Origin of the sequence: Bacillus sp. AFS055030 (assembly GCF_002574545.1) — a bacterium.
GTDB lineage: Bacteria > Bacillota > Bacilli > Bacillales > Bacillaceae_G > Gottfriedia.
Genome location: NZ_NUGT01000020.1, coordinates 105,990 through 123,945 on the forward strand (window position 1 = coordinate 105,990; position 17,956 = coordinate 123,945).

A 17,956-nucleotide genomic window follows, 5' to 3' on the forward strand; every position below is an offset into this window, starting at 1 on the left:
TATTGTATCAAGAAGTTCATTAAAAAGTAAAGAGGTTTTTAAAATAAAATTTATATTAGCTAAACAAATGCAAATAGATGGAAGTAGTATAAAATAAAAAAGAGAACCTGTAGAAAACAGAATTCATCTCCTTTTTAGAGACTTCACGTTATCTTAGGTTCTTCCCTAAATAGCATTTCTACAATAGAGACTTTATTGTTTATAGGTAAAATATCCTGTTTTAGTTCTTCCTCATCAAATAATACTTTCGTGTTTCAATCTTATATTCCTTACATTGATATACCTCTATCAACTAAGATAATTTTAACTTTAACCTTAATTTTTGATTGTTGAAATGCACCAACCCAATCATCCTCTACTTTTTTCCATTCTGAGTATTTAAAGGATCTAGCAAAAAGACCGAGGCCAATTGGATCAACCTTGTCATTTTGCAGAGATTTAACGAAAAGATTTAGTTCTTTTTGCAATTCATTTTCTATTTCTTTTACTAACTTTCCTTCTGACTTGTCATTTAATTTAATTGGAGATTCAGTAATAGCAATCGGTAGTTTGAGATTAATATTAAATTGGTATTTACCATCATCAAATTTCTTTTTTACGTTCCTTTTTATATTTTTAATATAAAAACTGATTTTACTATTCAAGATTGTATTTTCATTTTTTTTATGTTTATTCCCATTTAACCACATAGTTAATTGGCCTGCTTTTCTATCCTGTAAAATTATTAATAGCATTGTTTCCTTTAATGATAGAGTCCTTCGATATTGGTTTTGTTTGTTTAATAATATCGTACCACTTACTTCCAAAGCGTTATCTTTTAAAGTTAATTCTGGTGTATAAGGAGTAATACCTTTTTCAAAATTTATTTTGTAAAAATACCTTAATGGAGTACGCACAGAGACGTTTCTAAAATTTGCAGTTTTTAGTAACTGTGGAATAAATAATGATAAACTTGGCTTATTTTTTGGGCTAAAATCAAAAACATCTGAAACAGAACCATTAACAACTACTAAATCAGCATTAAGACGCATCTTTGGATCTCGATAAAATAAATCTAATAACGAATACCAGTTTTTTTGTTCAATTACTTTTCTACCAATTAAAACCGTCTGTACTTTTCCACCAGCTGTGATTCCTAGTGCTTTTGAATCAATAATATCTCTAGCTTCTCTAAATGATAAACTTTTAACTTTAAAATGTTCATTTTTTTCTTTAACATCTTTACTAAATACAGGACTTGCCATATAAATAACAACATCACCTTGCTGATCTAAATCGATCCCCCATATAAGAGCTATTGTGAGATCTTCAATATTTATTTTATCATTACAACCAGTTAATCCAATTAATAACGTAACCATTAACAAACATTTAGCAATCTTTTTCACTTTGTTGTCACCCTAAACTTATCTTTATTTACTATTCTAGCTACCCATAAAATTAAAGGTATTCCTAAAATAACAATTAGTCCTGTGTTAGAAATTATTTTTAATTGAAGACCAATTAATTTAAAGGTTGGAATGAATAGATAAGTACTAATGGTGATTATGCCAAAAATAATTAACACAAAAAGTGGAAATTTTTTCATTTTAAACAACTCATTAAATCCTACCAACCCGGCCCAAAAATATGTAACCCATGTTTTTGAAATAACCATAAATAATAATGATAATAGGATTACATCCATTCGTTCTAAAAACTGAAATTCAATAATACTTAACATCGCTATAACAGGTGAAAAAATATCCAATATTTCATACGGGTTAGCATTAACAAAACTAATAATTGTTACAAATAAATACATAAACGTACTCATCACATTAGCGGTAATTACACCTTTCATTGCTTTATCCTTTTTTTCTAAATATGGATAGATTAAAAATATTATTTCAATACCTAAAAATGACATTGTCGTTGTAGGTACAGCTTTTATAATAGGAAGCCAACCTTCTTTTATAATAGGAAATAGATTTTTAATGTTTGGCTCTTTTAATGTTAGAAATAGAATAACTATAAAAAAAATAATTAGCGGAAAAATCGTTTCAATATATTTCGCTATTAAATGAATACCACCTGTTATTAATTGATAACTAGGAATAAGAAATAAGAACAAAATGATAAAAGCACTAGTATGTTGAAGTAAATAAGTTTGAACAAATAATACAGATAACATTAATACTAAATAAGCAGCATATAAGAAGAAGATTGCTAGTAAGAAGAGACAAATTTTTCCAAGCACATTTCCTAAATAAATCGTAATTAAAGACGAAAAACTATCGTGTGGAACTTTTTGACTTAACTTTATATATAACATACTAAGTAATGTAGTGATTAAACCTCCCAAAATGATTGAAATCCAACTGCTAGTTCCTGCTATTTCAGCTAAATTACGTGGTAGAGATAACATCCCAATACCGACCTGTACACCAAATATTATTAGAACAAATTGATAGTATGAAATGTTAAATTTGCTTACATTCATTTTCTAATCACATCCAATTTTCACTTAACCCTTTTTAATGTTTTTATTTTGATTTTTCCAAAGATAGTTTAATGGCATTCGTATAAATGTATCCTTTAGCTGAGTAAATATAATTGGTGAAAGTGGTGAAGTATACGAAATATTGTAGCTCTTTAATGATAATCCGTGTACGATTAGGATCATCGTGCTTATTACTAGACCAAAAATGCCAAATAAAGATGCCATTAACATAATTGGAAATCTTAATATGCGTAAACTTGATGCCATTTCATATTTTGGAATAATGAAGGAAGAAATAGCTGTCAATGCTACAACGATAACCATAATATTACTTACAATACCCGCTTGAACAGCAGCTTGGCCAATTACAATTCCTCCAACTACTCCTACTGTCGTACTAATGGGTGCTGGTAATCTTATCCCAGCTTCCCTAAGCATTTCTAATGTAATTTCCATAATAATTGCTTCAAATAGTGGATCAAAAGGGACATGAGCACGTGATTCACCAATTGAAAAAAGTAATTTTAATGGAATAACTTCATAGTTGAACGAAACCATTGCAATATAAATTCCAGGTAAATAAAGTGTAATTAAGAATGCACAAACCCGAAGTAGACGATTAAAGGAAGCTACTAAAGTTCTAGAAGAATAATCATCAATACTTGTAAAGAATGATATAAACTCAGATGGTAAAATAATGACTTCAGATGAACGATCTAATATTAGAACGACTTTTCCTTTTAAAATAGACGTAGCCGCTTCATCTGGTCTTTCCGTCGTTATGATTTGTGGGAATGGTGAGAATTGATTTCTCTCCATTAATTGAGCCAATTGATTGGCATTTAACACTGAATCTACTTTTATTTCTGAAATTGTATTCTCTACAGATAATAAGAGATTCTCGTCAACTACACCATCTAAATAAGCAATCGACACGATGCTTCTATTATCATTTCCAATTTCAGTTTGTTTTGTTCGAAAATCTCTATTTTGAATAAATCTACGGAGCAAGGCAATATTATCTTGATATGTTTCAACAAAAGAAATTCTTGAACCTTTCAACGAATTATCGATATTTGGTGGCATGAATGATCTATGAGGTGGATTCTCTGTAGCATAAATAAAAGCAGATGAGATCCCGTCTAAAAATAAAATGCTCTTACCATCTAATACTGCTTTTTCGATTTTAGCAATTCGAATAGTACATTCCGTATTGTTATTCAAGAATATCTCTAAATCTTTTTTTGGCGAAATAATATTATTAATAAATGAATCAATTTTTTGCTCATTTACTAAACCAGATAAATAAATTAAAAGTGCAGCCTTTCCATCAATCATTAAAATTTTTTTTACAATGTCAGAAGTAGGAAAGATTGATTCGATGATTTCCAAGTTTTCATTGATATTTCCATCAGGATTTATTGTGAAATTATGGATATTATTTTTCTTATTTTTTTCGTTTCTTCCATTTATACTATCCACTTCATATTTCATCCCTTCTCTAAAAACTAAGACTATAAATCAATCGTCCATATAAAATTATCTAGAATAGTATGCGCTTTTTTGTACTTTTTCATTATTTTGAGTATAAATAATTATTTATAAAAAAATTTGTTTTCGAGAAGTTTTTATTCAAATAAAAAGGCATGAATCGGAAAATTATTGGATTCATGCCTAAGTTGTAGCTTGCGTTTTATGTTAGTTTATTAACTATTTGTATCTAATATTTTACTTAAATTATTTTTTGTGAAGTTTCTCTTTTGATTGGAGAAACTAGAATTTGTTTATTTTTCACATCATATAATCCACTTGGCGTTATACGAATAAATGGTAAATGGGTTGCAGAAAAAAATAGCAGGGTAAATGCAGGATCGTCGTATTTATACCCTCTTTCTTGTAACAATTCAATCATTTTTTTCTCAATTTTGATTAAACTGTCCATATCTAAGTTAGACATGCTACCTTTTAAAGATAAAGCTATTTCGTAAACAACTTTGTTATCTTCTACTAGTACTATGCCACCGCCGATTTCTTTCATTCTTTCAAAAGCTTTCAACATATCTGATTTTCTTTTGCCTAAGATTAAAATGTCTCCAGTACCAGAATAAGAACTTGCAAATCCCCCCATATATTGAGCAAATCCTTTCACAAGGGTATTTATTCTCCAAGTACCATCTCTTCCAACCATTAAAAGAAAACATTCATCATGTTCGTATGATAGTTCATCACATTCTACATCGATTTTACTTTCATATGGTTTAGTTATCACATTATTTATCAAGTTAATCCCATATGAGTTTGTAAGGCTCAGATCCTCTTTATGTAAAGTCCACTTTAAATCAAGTTTAGAGAAGTGGTATTTCTCCCAATCAATTGACAAATATTCATCAATCATCATTCCATCTCTCTTAATCCATTTACCTTTTGCTATAACGCTAATAGGTGTTGGATTTTCTTTACTATGTAGTATATTAAGATTTGCAATTCTTCCTGTGGCGATTGAACCATGTAAATGTTCCATATTATAATAGCAAGCTACATTATAACTTGCCATATTATATGCATCAATGACTGGTATTTCGTGACGGATTGCTATTTTAATTAATTCATCCGTCATCCCTTTTTCATAAAAATAGGGGTGTGAACCGTCAGTTGTAAAGAAAAATCGATCAAATTTTTGGATGCCTTGCTCTTTAATTTCCTTTAAAAGCACTTCTAAATCAGGTCGTATCGAAGAATGTCTTAATGAAACGATATAACCTTGCATTAAACGGGAAAGTACTTCTTTTCCTGTCATTGCTTCATGATCGCAATCTGCACCTAATAACATTAATTTAGCTAAAGTGCGTTCTGAAGCCCCAGGAAAATGCCCTTCGACTTTCTTATTTAATTTCTTTGTCTCTTGGATCCAGGTAAGCATTTGGTTGTCACCATTTAATAGCTTTGGCCACGCAGTTAATTCTCCACCTTGTAAAACCAATTCATTTTCAAGCCAAGATATTACATCAGTTGAATTAAATAGCTCATCATTATTTGGAAATTCAGATTGTGCATCAAAACGGCACCACCAATACATGCTTGAAGGAATATGTTTAAAATCATTCAATAGTTCAAATGCAGCATGACTAGGCAATTCTAAGAAGAATTTTAGATTATCGCATATTAATGTTGTTGTACCGAATTGTCCAGCATGTTTTGCTAAAGTAAGAGGATTATAGAGTTGATATGGGTGAGCATGAGGCTCAATATAACCTGGCACTATGTATTGTCCTTCACAATCAACCACTTCAATTTCATTTACGTTATTCGGAAGAGCTTCACCAACATAGACAATCCGATCATGATAAACCCAAATATTCGCATGCAACCATTGATTCAAATATGAATTTAAATACGTTGCATTTTTTAAAATGATATGCGGATTAATTACGCCATCAAGAACATTTACTTGTTTTCTAATCTCTTCATTACTCCATCGATAATTTTTCATCATATCACTCCTATTTTGTTAAGAAACTTATTGTACAAGAATCATATAAACAAACGTCACTCCCGCAATTGAAAGAAGTATCATTCACCTTTATAAATAAAGAATCTCAAAAACATAACAATTTCAAGCTCGTTCGTATTGAATTTTACAAGGTATCCAAAAATTCCTCCAATGAGTAATTTTATTTACAGGGAAATAGGATAAAGTCATGTCGTTTAAAGTTTCAACCATTGATTCTTTGTTGAGGGATTTCATGCCCTTTATCTTCTTTTCGACCGATCATAAGCATCTTCCAATCAAAAAACCTGTATAGACTAATTTCTACACAGGTTTACAAATTCCTATTTTGTCGATTAATATCTTCTTCAACATTTAATATTTCTTGCAATTTCATCCTTATTGTCAAAAACTTAAAAAAAACGAGCTACAGTAAATAATAGCTCGTTTTTGATCTTTATTATAATAAACATTCTTTTGATTTCATTATTTTCATAAAAGTAGCTTGCCTGAAATTGATCCTTTTACTTCTTAATTTCAAATGAAAACTCACCGTCAAATAAATCAACTAAACAGACTGACTATGACTTGTTGATATCTCCATTTCCACATTATTTTTTGATTTCCATAAGATAAAGAGTGAACAAATTACAAACAATATACAAAGTAAATAAACATTTCGAAAACCTGCTATTTGTGCAAAAAGACCTCCGCCTAAATTGCCGACTAAACTTCCGATCGTCGAGCAATTCGCATAAATAGATGCAGAAAAGCCAGGTGAGTTTGGTAATAAGTCGTTAAAATAACTTATTCCATTTCCCATAACAATCGCGATGTATGTTGCCTGTAACAACTGTGCAATAATTAATTCCCACGTATGGGTAGATATGCTTAAGATAAGGTAATAGAGTAAACCAATAAAACAGCCGTAGATCATTAATGCATGATTCGAGATTTTTTTAGAAAGTACTCCTAACACAAGCATGATTGGAATTTCCAAACCTGCACATATACTTACGACTAATCCAACATCAGTATTCGTACCATGTAACTCATTGACAATAAATAGTGGTGTGTTGATCCAATTAATCGAACTCACAGCAAATAATAAGATAAAAGCAATAAATGGTTGTCTGAGCTGTTTTCGTTTAGCTGCTGATACATTTGTCTTGTTTTTCTTTTTTAGATTGTTCGAAACTGGCTTTCTCTTTTCTAAAAAGAAGAATACTAGAAGTGTAATCATGACATAAATGCTAGATGTTCCCCAAAAAAGTCCTTCATATCCTCTTGCTCTTAAAATCAATGTGCCTACTAATGGTCCAATTAAAAATCCTAAAGAAACAAGTGATCTTAAAGTTGATAATGCTAAAGTTTTATCTTTAGATAAACTTGCATTTGCCGATTCCTGTGCGGATGCAAAAATTTGTGGCATAGCTGCTGCGCCTAATCCATTAAATACAGCAACAAAAACTAATAATAAATAATAGTTATGAAATATTAAAAAAGAAGCATAGCCAATTGCTGATGAAATCATCGCAATCATTATGAGCCATTTCCTGTCAATCCCTCGATCAGAACGTTCAGCAATAAATGTATTGACTAAAACACCACTTAATGAAATCACTGCCATGAAGATTCCAAATGCTCCAGAGCTCATCCCTATATATTTTGTAGAATACAAGGATAAATAAGGAGTTGTGATTGAAAGTCCAATCCCTACAAATAACAAGCAGATAACAAATAAACTATACCCTTTAATGGCAAATAGTTCTTTAATCCGTGTAACCAATATTTAGCACCCCTTGCCAAATTCTATATTTTAACGAGTAGTTTAAATTAACAAAAAAAACAACCTTGATCATGTATCATACTCACACATTTAACCAAGGAAAACGTTGATTATTTAGATATCTTTTCTATTATAGTACATTTGACTCTGTAAAAATATATTTTTCGAATGCATAAGCTACACCATTTTCATCATTACTTAATGTAACAACATCACTTGAGAGCTTTACTTCTTCTTCAGCATTACCCATGGCAATTGATAAACCGGCTATATTAAGCATCGGTAAATCATTTTTTTCGTCTCCTATAGCTACAGTATTTTCTAATGGAATATTAAAATATGATGCCATTGCTTTTAACCCATATCCTTTATTTCCATTTAAATGTGTAACTTCAAGATTAAAAGGGGAAGAACTAGTAACATAAGTCTCATCTATTAATCTTAATTTTTGTTCAAGTCTCACCATTTGTTTTGGATCAAGAGTTAATATAAGAAACTTTTGAATCGTAAAATGCTCATTATCGATTATTTCATGAACTTTGTTAAAAAATGAATGTCCGTATACCTTTGGAGATGTAGTAAACATTTTAAAGTGTCTGTTTTCAAAGTATTCTTTAGGAACACGGCCTGATGAAACAACTTGTTCAAAGCGTTGTTCCCAATTACTTGGGGCAAATATCCCCTTATTTGTAGAAATATTATACGGTAAGATTTCTTTCTCAACTTCTAAGGCGATTGCCTGAATTTGAGGTCCTCCTAAAGAATTTAATTCTATTAATTCTCCATTAACATATAATGCCGTCCCGTTATGCCCTCCAATTGGACAATTTAAATCATACTTTGAAAGTTCATCTTTTACTGAGTTTGGTGAACGCCCGGATAAAATCATAACGATATGTCCCGCTGCCTGGGCTTTTTTAATTGAGTTTAACGTCTCTTCACTTATAAATTTATTCGTGTTAAGTGTAGTACCATCTAAATCTAATGCAATTAGTTTCATAAGAATCTCTCCCTTAATGGGTTTTAAATTTCTTAAGTAATAGGTGAAATGATATTATTATAGTTTTGAAGATATGTTTATTCTATTTATTTATGCATATAAAAAATCAGAATTTCTTAGTTAAATACAACTTAACGTTAGTTACAAATCTGTTGATACAAATAATTGGCATCTTTTCCAACTCCATAAAGAAGCCCCGAGCCTCTACGAAATTGCCAAGGTAAACCTAGAAAGTATAAACCTTCAATCGTTGTAACTCCTCTTTGATGAATTGGATCTCCATTTGAATCGATTAGATCATCTATTTGAATCCAAGAATACTCCTCCTTAAATCCAGTAGACCAGATTACGTTATCCACATGCAGTTGAGTGTGATCCTCAAAATAAAACAGGTCATTATGTATGGATTGTGTTCTTGATTTCAGTTCGACTGTAGCATTTTTAATCAAATTTTTAAGTTCTAACCCAAAAATAGGATCGTGTCGCTTACTTAAAAACTGACCCACATTTGTATTAATATTTACATTTAATAAGCCTAATTTATCGAACCACCAAAAAGATTTTTTGTACCGATGGTTTGAGGTAAAAACATCATCTTTTGTCCAATTGACAAATACACTTTTCTTTCTTTTGAGAGTTCTACTGCAATTTGTGCTCCGGAATTTCCCCCACCAACTACTAATACAGATCCTTCTTTTAATTGATTTTGGTTTTTGTATTCAGATGAATGTACTTGGTAAACAGTTGAAGAGAGATTGCTTGAAAATTTTGGGATGAATGGTGTTTGAAAAGGTCCTGTTGCAACAACAATATTTTTTGCATGAAATTCCCCGACATTTGTTTTAATCGTAAAACTATTTCCTGCTTTAGATAATTTTTGAACAGAAGTGTTTAATTGAATAGGTAATGAAAAAAATTTTGCATATGTAGACAAGTATTCGACCACTTCATTTTTTGTTGGATAATCATTTTGATTTCCATCAAAAACGAAACCAGGCAGTGAACTATATGATCAAGGAGAAAATAAAGTTAAAGAATAATATCGTTTTTTCCAAACTTCACCAACTTCTTTTATCCTATCAATAATCAGAAATGTTAAGCCAGATTTTTTCAAATAATACCCCATTGAAAGACCAGCTTGGCCAGCACCAATGATTATTACATCATAATTCATCCAGATCACTTCCATTAATCGTAATATATGAATAGTTGTTCATATATTATTATACTTTTCTTATTTCATTTCTTTCAATACAAGTTTGAAAATAAAATAAAATAAAAAGGAAATAGATTTCTCTATCTCCTTTTACATTACTCGCGAAATTTCGCTTTTATATTGTTTATTAATACTTCACAAAGAAAGCAGTAAAATACATAATTAAAAGCCCTATTGTAAAACCAGCCAGATTTAACCAAGAAACAGACTGTTCATTATGTTTTTTATGGTCTTCAATGAGCATTTTCGTAATGACAAAGATTACTTGTAAAATAGCTCCTGCTCCAATTCCTAGGAAGATCGCTCCCCATATTGGTGAGAAGATAAAGCCACCGAACCAAGTTCCCAAAATTGCAGGTGCACCAGCAATTGCTCCTAAAAGGATGAATGTACTTATTTTTGGTTTTGTTTTGAGTAGCGGTGCTGCAATTCCGATTCCTTCTGTAATATTGTGAAGGGTAAAACCGATGATTAAAAATGTACCTAGTGCTGCTTCACCAAGCGCAAATGACGAACCAATCGCTAAACCTTCTCCAAAGTTATGCATTCCGATTCCTGTTGCCATTAACAGTGAAATACCAAATGGTGTATATCCGATACTTTTTTGTCGTTTTTGTTGATACTGATCAAATCCAATTAATAGTAAAAACGAAAGGACTGTACTGATAATCACAACCATATTCCCTTGGAAAACTGCTGGCGCCTCTGCTCCGATTTCAAATCCATCTGCAATTGTTCCGACAAATAGAAATAATAATAGTCCTACGGTAAGTGCTAGTATTGCATTAATCCAACTTCTTTTTAAGCGCTTCATAAATGGATACCATAATAAACCTAATGCGATTGGAACAATTCCCACATAAAAACCTATTAATCCATAATTCATAAAGTTTTTCCAACTTGGTTCGGGAGTTAAAGTTGCTGCAGCTACTTCACCTTCTGTAACAATTCCATTTGACGTAATTAACTTAATCACGTGAGGATCGCCTTCAACCCAAGGATAATAAATCGTAATCTTACCATCTTGAAATCTCTCTAAAGTCTGACTAGGAGTAACCGTAAAATTCCAGACTGAATCATCAACCATCAACTGGGCAATAGTTAGTGATTCAGGTCCCGTATTTTTAACATCTACTTCAAATCCAGCCTTAGTGATTTTTATTTTTTCAATATTTAATACTTCTATTGGTGCAGCAGGATCTTTTTCAACTCCAGCTCCATTCATAAATATCCAGCTTAATACGACAACCAATAAAACGAATGGGATAAGCCCTATCATAACCCCTTTTAGTTTCATCAACATTCACTCCTTTCTATTCAACCTCAAAGAAGCCCATCCAGCCTAATTCTGCAAATTCACTTACGTGAGCATGGAACATATATTTCCCCCTGTAAGGGAATCGAACCTCAATAATTCCTCGCTCTCCTTGACATTGCATGACTGTATCAGTAAATTGAGTCGGATTTTCATTAATTCCTGTTGGAATATAAGTGAAAAAATTCGCATGTAAATGAAACGAGTTTAATAAATCAAATTCAGTTAGATTACTTAAGTAAATACGAACAAGTTCATCTTTCTTTACCTTAATTGGATGATTCATGAATGCAAAAGCATAACCATTAACTGTGTAAAACTCATTTTCGCCATCTAAATCAAGATCGAATCCATTCATAACCATATTAAATTCTTTTGCTTTATCTCTAGGTTTTTTTGGATCAATAATAAAATTCCCATATAATCCCTTATGAATATGGCGTGCTAAAGGGAGTACATGACAATGATAAATCTGTAATCCATAAGGTTTTGCTTCAAATTCATAAGTAAATGATTGTCCAGGCATAACTGGTAATAGGCCATCCATTTTAGGTGGATGTATACCGTGAAAATGAATAGAGTGTGGATGGCTTCCCTTATTTGTAAAATGGAAACGTAAAAGATCACCTTCTGTACATCTAAAAGTTGGTCCAGGAATCGTCCCATTGAACGTCCAACCTGGAAATTTAATACCTTTGGCAATTTCAATTTCTTTATCAATTGCAACAACTGTATATTCTCGCAATGTTTTACCATTTGAAAGTGTCGATACTTTTCCATAATCAAATTCTGTTAGAAGGCGTTCAGCCATTTTATACCCTTCTGTTTTCGAAGAATCGATCATTGTATCGTGATTCATAGAATGATTGTGTTTATGATTTGTATGTTCTGAAGCGTTTACTTTATTAGTAAAAGGACTTAACGCATTTAAATACATACTTCCAGCAATTCCTAGCATGCCAGTTGTGCCAATCTTTAAAATATCACGTCTTGATACTTTTTTATTAGGCATAGTTTGACCTCCCCTAAAGTTTTTCCCAAGTGCAACTTTATTGTATTTGTCTATACTTTAGGATACGGACGGGTTTATTGTCAATAGAAAAATACACATTACATTAAATTTTTTTAATAAAAAAAAGATTGTACTTTTTGTAATCAATACAAAAAATACAATCTTTCAAATTTTTAAGATCATTATATGGAAAATAGTTGGATTCGAAAAATAAAAATCTAATAAAACATGAATACTTAGATATTCCAATCAACGTGAGTCCTTGGTGTTGAAGAAAATACCTGCGTTGTAGGTATAATAACGATTCCTATGATTCATTTAACTAGGACTATTTCTTCTCACTATGATCCTTATCTTCTATAATATCATTTGTTAAACCTTGAGTTGAGCGTTTAAACTCTTTCAGCGTCTGTCCAAAGGCTTTTCCAATTTCAGGTAATTTCTTAGGTCCAAAAATGATTAAAGCCAAAATTAAGATTAGTATCAACCCTGGTATGCCTATGTTTGCCATTACTTATTCCCTCCCTTTATCTTATTTATTAACTATTCACTAATGTACTTATCTATAAGACCATAAAAATAGTACTACAAAAAGATATTCCTCTTTAATCACATAAATTATAAACAGATTTCAACAAAAAGACCAAGATTTTTTTAGTTGATTCATTTTTTAAGTCATAACTTAAGAACTTAATTGAACGGAATTCTTTTACTATTTTTGACTTAAAAATGTACGCCTAACCATGCCCATTCATTATTCCTAAATTTGTATATATTAATTATACATACGAAAATTTGAATTTAGGAGTGATATGATAACTTCAACTAATAAGTTTGATGATTTTTTATTTGGTCGAAATTATGAGAATAACATTCATAAAAATGAATCAAATAGTGAACATGTAAAAGTAAAGGTTAAAGGTTCCCGTCATAAGAATCTAAAAAGTGTTTTTTCCAATCTACCTCCAGTGCCCGTTGAATTGAACCCTATTCCGTATCAAATTACGCCAATTGGTACGATTCCTATCTATTTCAAAAATTGTTAAAAACATATTTACACTTAACTTTTCTTAAAAAAAGTAATTCTAAAAAAATATAAAAGCCTGCGTTTTTTTATTAACGTAGGCTTTTTTAAATTAAGATTATGATCATTAGTTTATTAATCTTTAAGAGAATTATTTTATCAAGTAATGGACTAAGTGAAATAAATATTCTTCAATATTTTCATGTACTAAAGGAGAGTCCTGTTGATATGCGGCTTCAGGTGAATTTACGACAGGAAGGGGTTCGTATTGAATACAGATTAAAGTAGATGCTTTTATTGCAATAGCTTCCGTATCTGCTATGACAATAGCAACTGGCTCACCATAGTATCGTACTTTTTCAAAAGCAAGTAATGGTCGGTCTTTAATCGTTGTTCCTATAAGAAGCGGATAGTCTGTTCCAAATGATCATCCGTACTCCTTTGACCTTCTATGCTTTCTTTATATAAATATCACGTATAATTGCATAAGCATGAGTACTCGTTACGAGTTTGGCATGTAGTGTACCAACCTCTTGAACATCATCAATATATTTTACTCTCCCGGTTACTTTATCCCAACTTTCTTTTTTAGGAACACTTTTCCCAATGACCCTATTCTGCTTCACGACTTCCCCCTCCTTTTTACCACTATAAATTCCAATTAACCTTTGAATGATGGAGAAAGGTTAATTGAAAAAAGATATGTCACCTTACTACATATCTTTTTCAAGTATCTTCTATAATCCAATTCGATTGCCTTTTTCGAGTCTTTGAATCTGTTGTGAACCAACTTCAGCTAATTCTTGAAATTGTAGGATTGTTTGACGCATTTTTGGCAAAGCTTCTTGCTTAAAGATACTAATCGATTCAAATGCTGATATGACGTTTGTGAATGAAGTTTTTAGTGTTTCAACAGAAACTGCTGACTCCATTGCTTGCTTTTGGATCGCAACTCCTTGTTCCTTTAATAATCTAGAAGTGCCTTCAATAATCGTATTTGTTGTGTGATTTAATGCAGTGATTTTTTGTAAAACAATTTTTTGATTATAAAGAGCACTTGCTACAGTTACTGCTGTATTCAGTGCAGAAATCGTTACTGTTTTTGCACGTTCTACACCTCGAATTAATTCGCGATTATTCCGAATTACAACCTCATAAGACAGATCTCCTTGGTGATTGACAACTAGCATTTGCTGTAAGTCCATGACTCGTTGTCGTAACGGGTAGAGAACTTCTTCTGTGATGAATTTTATTTTTTCTTGATCTACCCCTTCGATTTTTGCTTTTTCAATCTGATTTTCAATTGACTCATCCATCAATGTTCCAAGTTTGATTTCTTTTTCTAGTGTTTTTGAAAGCATACGAAGTGAATGTTGTTCAAGCTCTAATGTCGTGTTATCATTTTCAAGAATTTTTTTCCCTTTATCAAGTGATTTTACGATATCTGCGATTGCGACATCTGCTTTTTCAAATCTCTGAAAATAGGAACGAATCGGATTAAATAACTTACCTAATAGACCCGACTTGGAAAAATTAATAACACTTGGATCTAAGTCCTTTAATTGAACTTGTAGCTCTGCTAATCCTTTTGCAACTTGCCCTCCTTCATCTCCACTTTTTGCAAGTTGACCAAGTGAAACCTTAAGAAGCGAATTTTTGTTCGAAGAAGATTTCATTGTCTGTAAACCAAATGATTCAATTGATTGAAGAATATCCTTTCGTTTTTCATATGTTTCCTTTGAAACCGTGTCTAATTCCATAATCATCGCTACATTTGCATCTGCTGTTTCTTTTAATTTCATTAATTCTTCTGGTACTGGCTTTACTTGCTCTTTTATTACCGCCTTGATTTCCTCTTCATTTACAACTTGCATAGAAAATGACATTTTTATATCCTCCTACTACTTAAAGTTGAACATTAAAGAGATTACGAATTTTATAGATTACGTCATCTGAATCTGCATTAATATTTGCCGCTTCGTTAATATTCGAAATACTTTCAAGCGCTTTAATATTAGCGTTATAACCAATCGTATATATTGGAATTTTATATGCTTTTATAATTTCTTTTACATTCTTTAATGAGTGGCCGTAATTGGTCTCCCCATCAGTAAGAACAAAAATGAGCGGCCTTACATTTGGATTTTTTTTCATTTCGTCTTTTAGCATATTAATTGCAACAAGGATTCCATCATTTGTTGCGGTATCTCCGCCTGCATCAAGGCTAGTTACTGCGCCAACAAATTTTGACTGTTGATTTGCATCATATTTTGCGATAGGAAGATTGATCGTTACGTCGGCCGAGTATGAGATTAAGCCAATACTATTATCTCTTCCTAAATATTTTTGACCTTTTAGTAGTGATTCTTTTAGCTCATTTAATGGTTTTCCATCCATACTACCTGAAACATCTGCTACAAAAACGGCAGCAATTGGATTTGAACTATTTTTCTTACCTTTCCAGAGTTTCTGTGCAGCGCTTAACGTATCTCCATCGATCGTTCTAAGCTCCGAACTGTAATTATTCAATCCGTTAAACCCATATTGCTTCGCTAGTGATTGAAGATTTGATTGACTAGTAAATTCAGCAAATTTTTTCAATATTTCCATTTTTTCATTTGGTAAATTCCCTAAAGCATAAAGTGGACTATCATGTCGTACACCAAATGGTATAAATTCGTAATTATTTCTTAAATCAGGTGAATTAACAAATGTTTGATATTCTAAAACAAAAGCATCTAAGACGCCAGATTCCGCTGCATCACTCATTTGTAAAGTCGTAGAAGCAGTGAACGGTACATTTGCTTGGAAGCTTTCAAACCCTTTTACAGCATTATCACTAAGTACATCATTTGAATCAAAGGAGTTCAAAGTCGATACTAAAAAATTTAATCCTGTTGAACTTGTAAACGGGTCGGTATATCCCATTGATAGTTCATTTTTCGTCATTGCCTCGATAACAGTTTTCGGATCGACTTTACGATACTTTTTCATTAACTCATTATATTTTGTTTTTGAAATGACAATTCCAGGAACATTCCCAACTAATCGCGAGGATACGACTTTAGTTTTCACACCACTTGCTGAAATCATTTGACCCCAAAGTTCATTAGAAGGTGTAAAGGCATCAGGAACATATTTTCCAGATTTAATAAAGTCTGTTGCCGTACCAGATGCAATGTTTCTAATTTTTACAGATACTTGCATACCATTTAGATTGAATTTCGCATCATTGAACTCATTTGCGACTTCGTTTAACCAACCATTTTTTCCATCACTTGATTTTTCAGTAGATGAAAAAATTTCAACAAAATGATCTGTCGTATTGTCGACGGAAACAGGAAATTTAGAAATATCAGGGAGTTCACTTGCAACATCGGCTGAACTTAAGTCAATTTGACCTTTAATTGGTTTTGCTTTTGAAATATTAATTTTCGAAATCATTTTAGCTAATTGTTGATGTTTATTTTTATCAGTAATTTTTACAACTTTATCTCCTGAAGTCAAATTAACTCCAATATAGACAAGAAGAAAAACTACAACGATCACAGCAATCGATGCAAAAAGAAACTTCCTCATTGTTATCATCCTTTCATTCATTGCCTATAAAATTTTGTTTGTTGAATTAACGAATCGATTTCTTTTAAACATTCCATTTTTTCAATATCATCGATCCCTATATCATCTAGTCTTGAAATTTCTAAAATTAATTTATCAATGTTAACTAAAATCTCTTCATTCGATTCAATTGCTCTTTTTACGAAGTTGATATATTCATTTATAAGATTTGTTTTCTCTTGAATTAATGATTTTGAGTATCGTAAGCCGTCTTTTCCCTTTATTTTTTTATAATCAAGTTCATCAAAAGTACTAATCTTATTTATGATGTTTCTTATTCTTAAATAAAATAATGTCTCAACCTCGTCCACAACAGATGCAAACTTGTTGTATGTAATTTCTGTTTTAGAAAATCGATCGGTTAATAAGTTATAAAATACGCCTTTTTTCATTTTCATTCGTTCGATTTGCCCAATTGAAGTAATAATATCTTCTTTTAGTACTTTATTATTTTTATATCGACTTAAAGCAAGAACAAAATCTTCATTTGATTTTAGTTGCTTAATTGGCTTTTCTTTAACAGGTTTAAAATATAGTTGAAACAGACTAAATAGAAGTACTACCAAATTCGCTATTATGAACGATACTCCAAATGCAGTTTGAAATGCACTCGCATTCATTACTTGGATTCCGATTAAACCTGGAGAGAATACGATCACATTCAAAATTGAAATGAAAGTGATTAGCCCCAAAAATTTTAATCCTTTTTTCATCCTTCACTCCTCCGCTACACTCTATTTATGCTCTATTACTCATTTATATTTATCAATTTGAATTTTTAGTTTAATAAAATAAAAGAAATAATGAATTGACATGAAGTTTTTCGATTAGATTCTTTTAACAAATAAAAAAAAGACTGCTAAACAGTCTAAACGACATTCTTCTAGGGTACTGCGCTATTGGGAGCAAAAAGCAGATCCTTTACACTGTCAATTAAGATTTTGCTTTCTCATTTTTTATTAAATACTTTTTTAAGAAAAAATAAAAACACCATTTTAAAACTCCATAAAAAA

The 17,956-nt window shown here is 31.2% G+C and carries 15 protein-coding genes and 1 pseudogene; 1 reads left to right on the forward strand and 15 read right to left on the reverse strand.

What is annotated here, in order from left to right:
- Positions 1-269: 269 nt before the first annotated feature.
- The 10 genes and pseudogenes from CN925_RS09290 to tatA all read right to left on the reverse strand — a co-directional run bounded on the left by CN925_RS09290 (position 270) and on the right by tatA (position 12,812).
- On the reverse strand, positions 270-1,388 hold the full coding sequence (locus CN925_RS09290; RefSeq protein WP_098845973.1) for a Ger(x)C family spore germination protein: 1,119 nt from the start codon (positions 1,386-1,388) through the stop codon (positions 270-272).
- Positions 1,385-2,482 carry a GerAB/ArcD/ProY family transporter gene (locus CN925_RS09295; RefSeq protein ID WP_098845974.1) on the reverse strand — a complete coding sequence of 366 codons (1,098 nt, stop codon included), beginning with the start codon at positions 2,480-2,482 and terminating at the stop codon, positions 1,385-1,387. The genes CN925_RS09290 and CN925_RS09295 overlap by 4 nt, the downstream gene beginning before the upstream one ends.
- Positions 2,483-2,506: 24 nt before the next feature.
- On the reverse strand, positions 2,507-3,964 hold the full coding sequence (locus CN925_RS09300; protein WP_180232915.1) for a spore germination protein: 1,458 nt from the start codon (positions 3,962-3,964) through the stop codon (positions 2,507-2,509).
- Positions 3,965-4,214: 250 nt separating this feature from the next.
- Positions 4,215-5,975 carry an adenine deaminase C-terminal domain-containing protein gene (locus CN925_RS09305; RefSeq protein WP_098845976.1) on the reverse strand — a complete coding sequence of 587 codons (1,761 nt, stop codon included), beginning with the start codon at positions 5,973-5,975 and terminating at the stop codon, positions 4,215-4,217.
- Positions 5,976-6,537: 562 nt separating this feature from the next.
- On the reverse strand, positions 6,538-7,758 hold the full coding sequence (locus tag CN925_RS09310) for a sugar efflux transporter (protein ID WP_098845977.1): 1,221 nt from the start codon (positions 7,756-7,758) through the stop codon (positions 6,538-6,540).
- A 130-nt stretch (positions 7,759-7,888) separates the two neighbouring features.
- Positions 7,889-8,758, reverse strand: a complete 870-nt coding sequence (locus CN925_RS09315; RefSeq protein ID WP_098845978.1) for a Cof-type HAD-IIB family hydrolase — start codon at positions 8,756-8,758, stop codon at positions 7,889-7,891.
- A gap of 137 nt (positions 8,759-8,895) precedes the next feature.
- Positions 8,896-9,932: pseudogene (locus CN925_RS09320) on the reverse strand (flavin-containing monooxygenase).
- A 169-nt stretch (positions 9,933-10,101) separates the two neighbouring features.
- The gene (locus tag CN925_RS09325) at positions 10,102-11,271 is read right to left on the reverse strand and encodes a ZIP family metal transporter (protein WP_098845979.1); all 1,170 of its coding nucleotides are present in this window, start codon (positions 11,269-11,271) and stop codon (positions 10,102-10,104) included.
- Between the two features lie 16 nt (positions 11,272-11,287).
- On the reverse strand, positions 11,288-12,301 hold the full coding sequence (locus CN925_RS09330) for a multicopper oxidase domain-containing protein (protein ID WP_098845980.1): 1,014 nt from the start codon (positions 12,299-12,301) through the stop codon (positions 11,288-11,290).
- Between the two features lie 328 nt (positions 12,302-12,629).
- The gene (gene tatA / locus CN925_RS09335; protein ID WP_098845981.1) at positions 12,630-12,812 is read right to left on the reverse strand and encodes a twin-arginine translocase TatA/TatE family subunit; all 183 of its coding nucleotides are present in this window, start codon (positions 12,810-12,812) and stop codon (positions 12,630-12,632) included.
- A 301-nt stretch (positions 12,813-13,113) separates the two neighbouring features.
- Between tatA and CN925_RS09340 the strand changes: the two genes are divergently transcribed.
- Complete coding sequence (locus CN925_RS09340; protein WP_098845982.1) at positions 13,114-13,347, forward strand: hypothetical protein; 234 nt, start codon at positions 13,114-13,116, stop codon at positions 13,345-13,347.
- A 129-nt stretch (positions 13,348-13,476) separates the two neighbouring features.
- On the opposite strand, the gene CN925_RS21710 is transcribed toward CN925_RS09340, so the two are convergent.
- The 5 genes from CN925_RS21710 to CN925_RS09365 form a co-directional block, all read right to left on the reverse strand.
- Positions 13,477-13,725 (reverse strand): hypothetical protein, encoded by a 249-nt coding sequence (locus tag CN925_RS21710; RefSeq protein ID WP_098846121.1) that lies wholly within the window; start codon positions 13,723-13,725, stop codon positions 13,477-13,479.
- Between the two features lie 49 nt (positions 13,726-13,774).
- Entirely contained in the window at positions 13,775-13,951 is a 177-nt protein-coding gene (locus tag CN925_RS09350) for a hypothetical protein (protein WP_180232916.1), read from the reverse strand.
- Positions 13,952-14,062: 111 nt separating this feature from the next.
- Positions 14,063-15,211: a toxic anion resistance protein gene (locus tag CN925_RS09355; RefSeq protein WP_098845984.1), complete on the reverse strand. Its 1,149-nt coding sequence runs from the start codon at positions 15,209-15,211 to the stop codon at positions 14,063-14,065.
- Between the two features lie 19 nt (positions 15,212-15,230).
- On the reverse strand, positions 15,231-16,913 hold the full coding sequence (locus CN925_RS09360; RefSeq protein ID WP_098845985.1) for a vWA domain-containing protein: 1,683 nt from the start codon (positions 16,911-16,913) through the stop codon (positions 15,231-15,233).
- 8 nt (positions 16,914-16,921) lie between these two features.
- Positions 16,922-17,656, reverse strand: a complete 735-nt coding sequence (locus CN925_RS09365; RefSeq protein ID WP_098845986.1) for a hypothetical protein — start codon at positions 17,654-17,656, stop codon at positions 16,922-16,924.
- Positions 17,657-17,956: the final 300 nt, after the last annotated feature.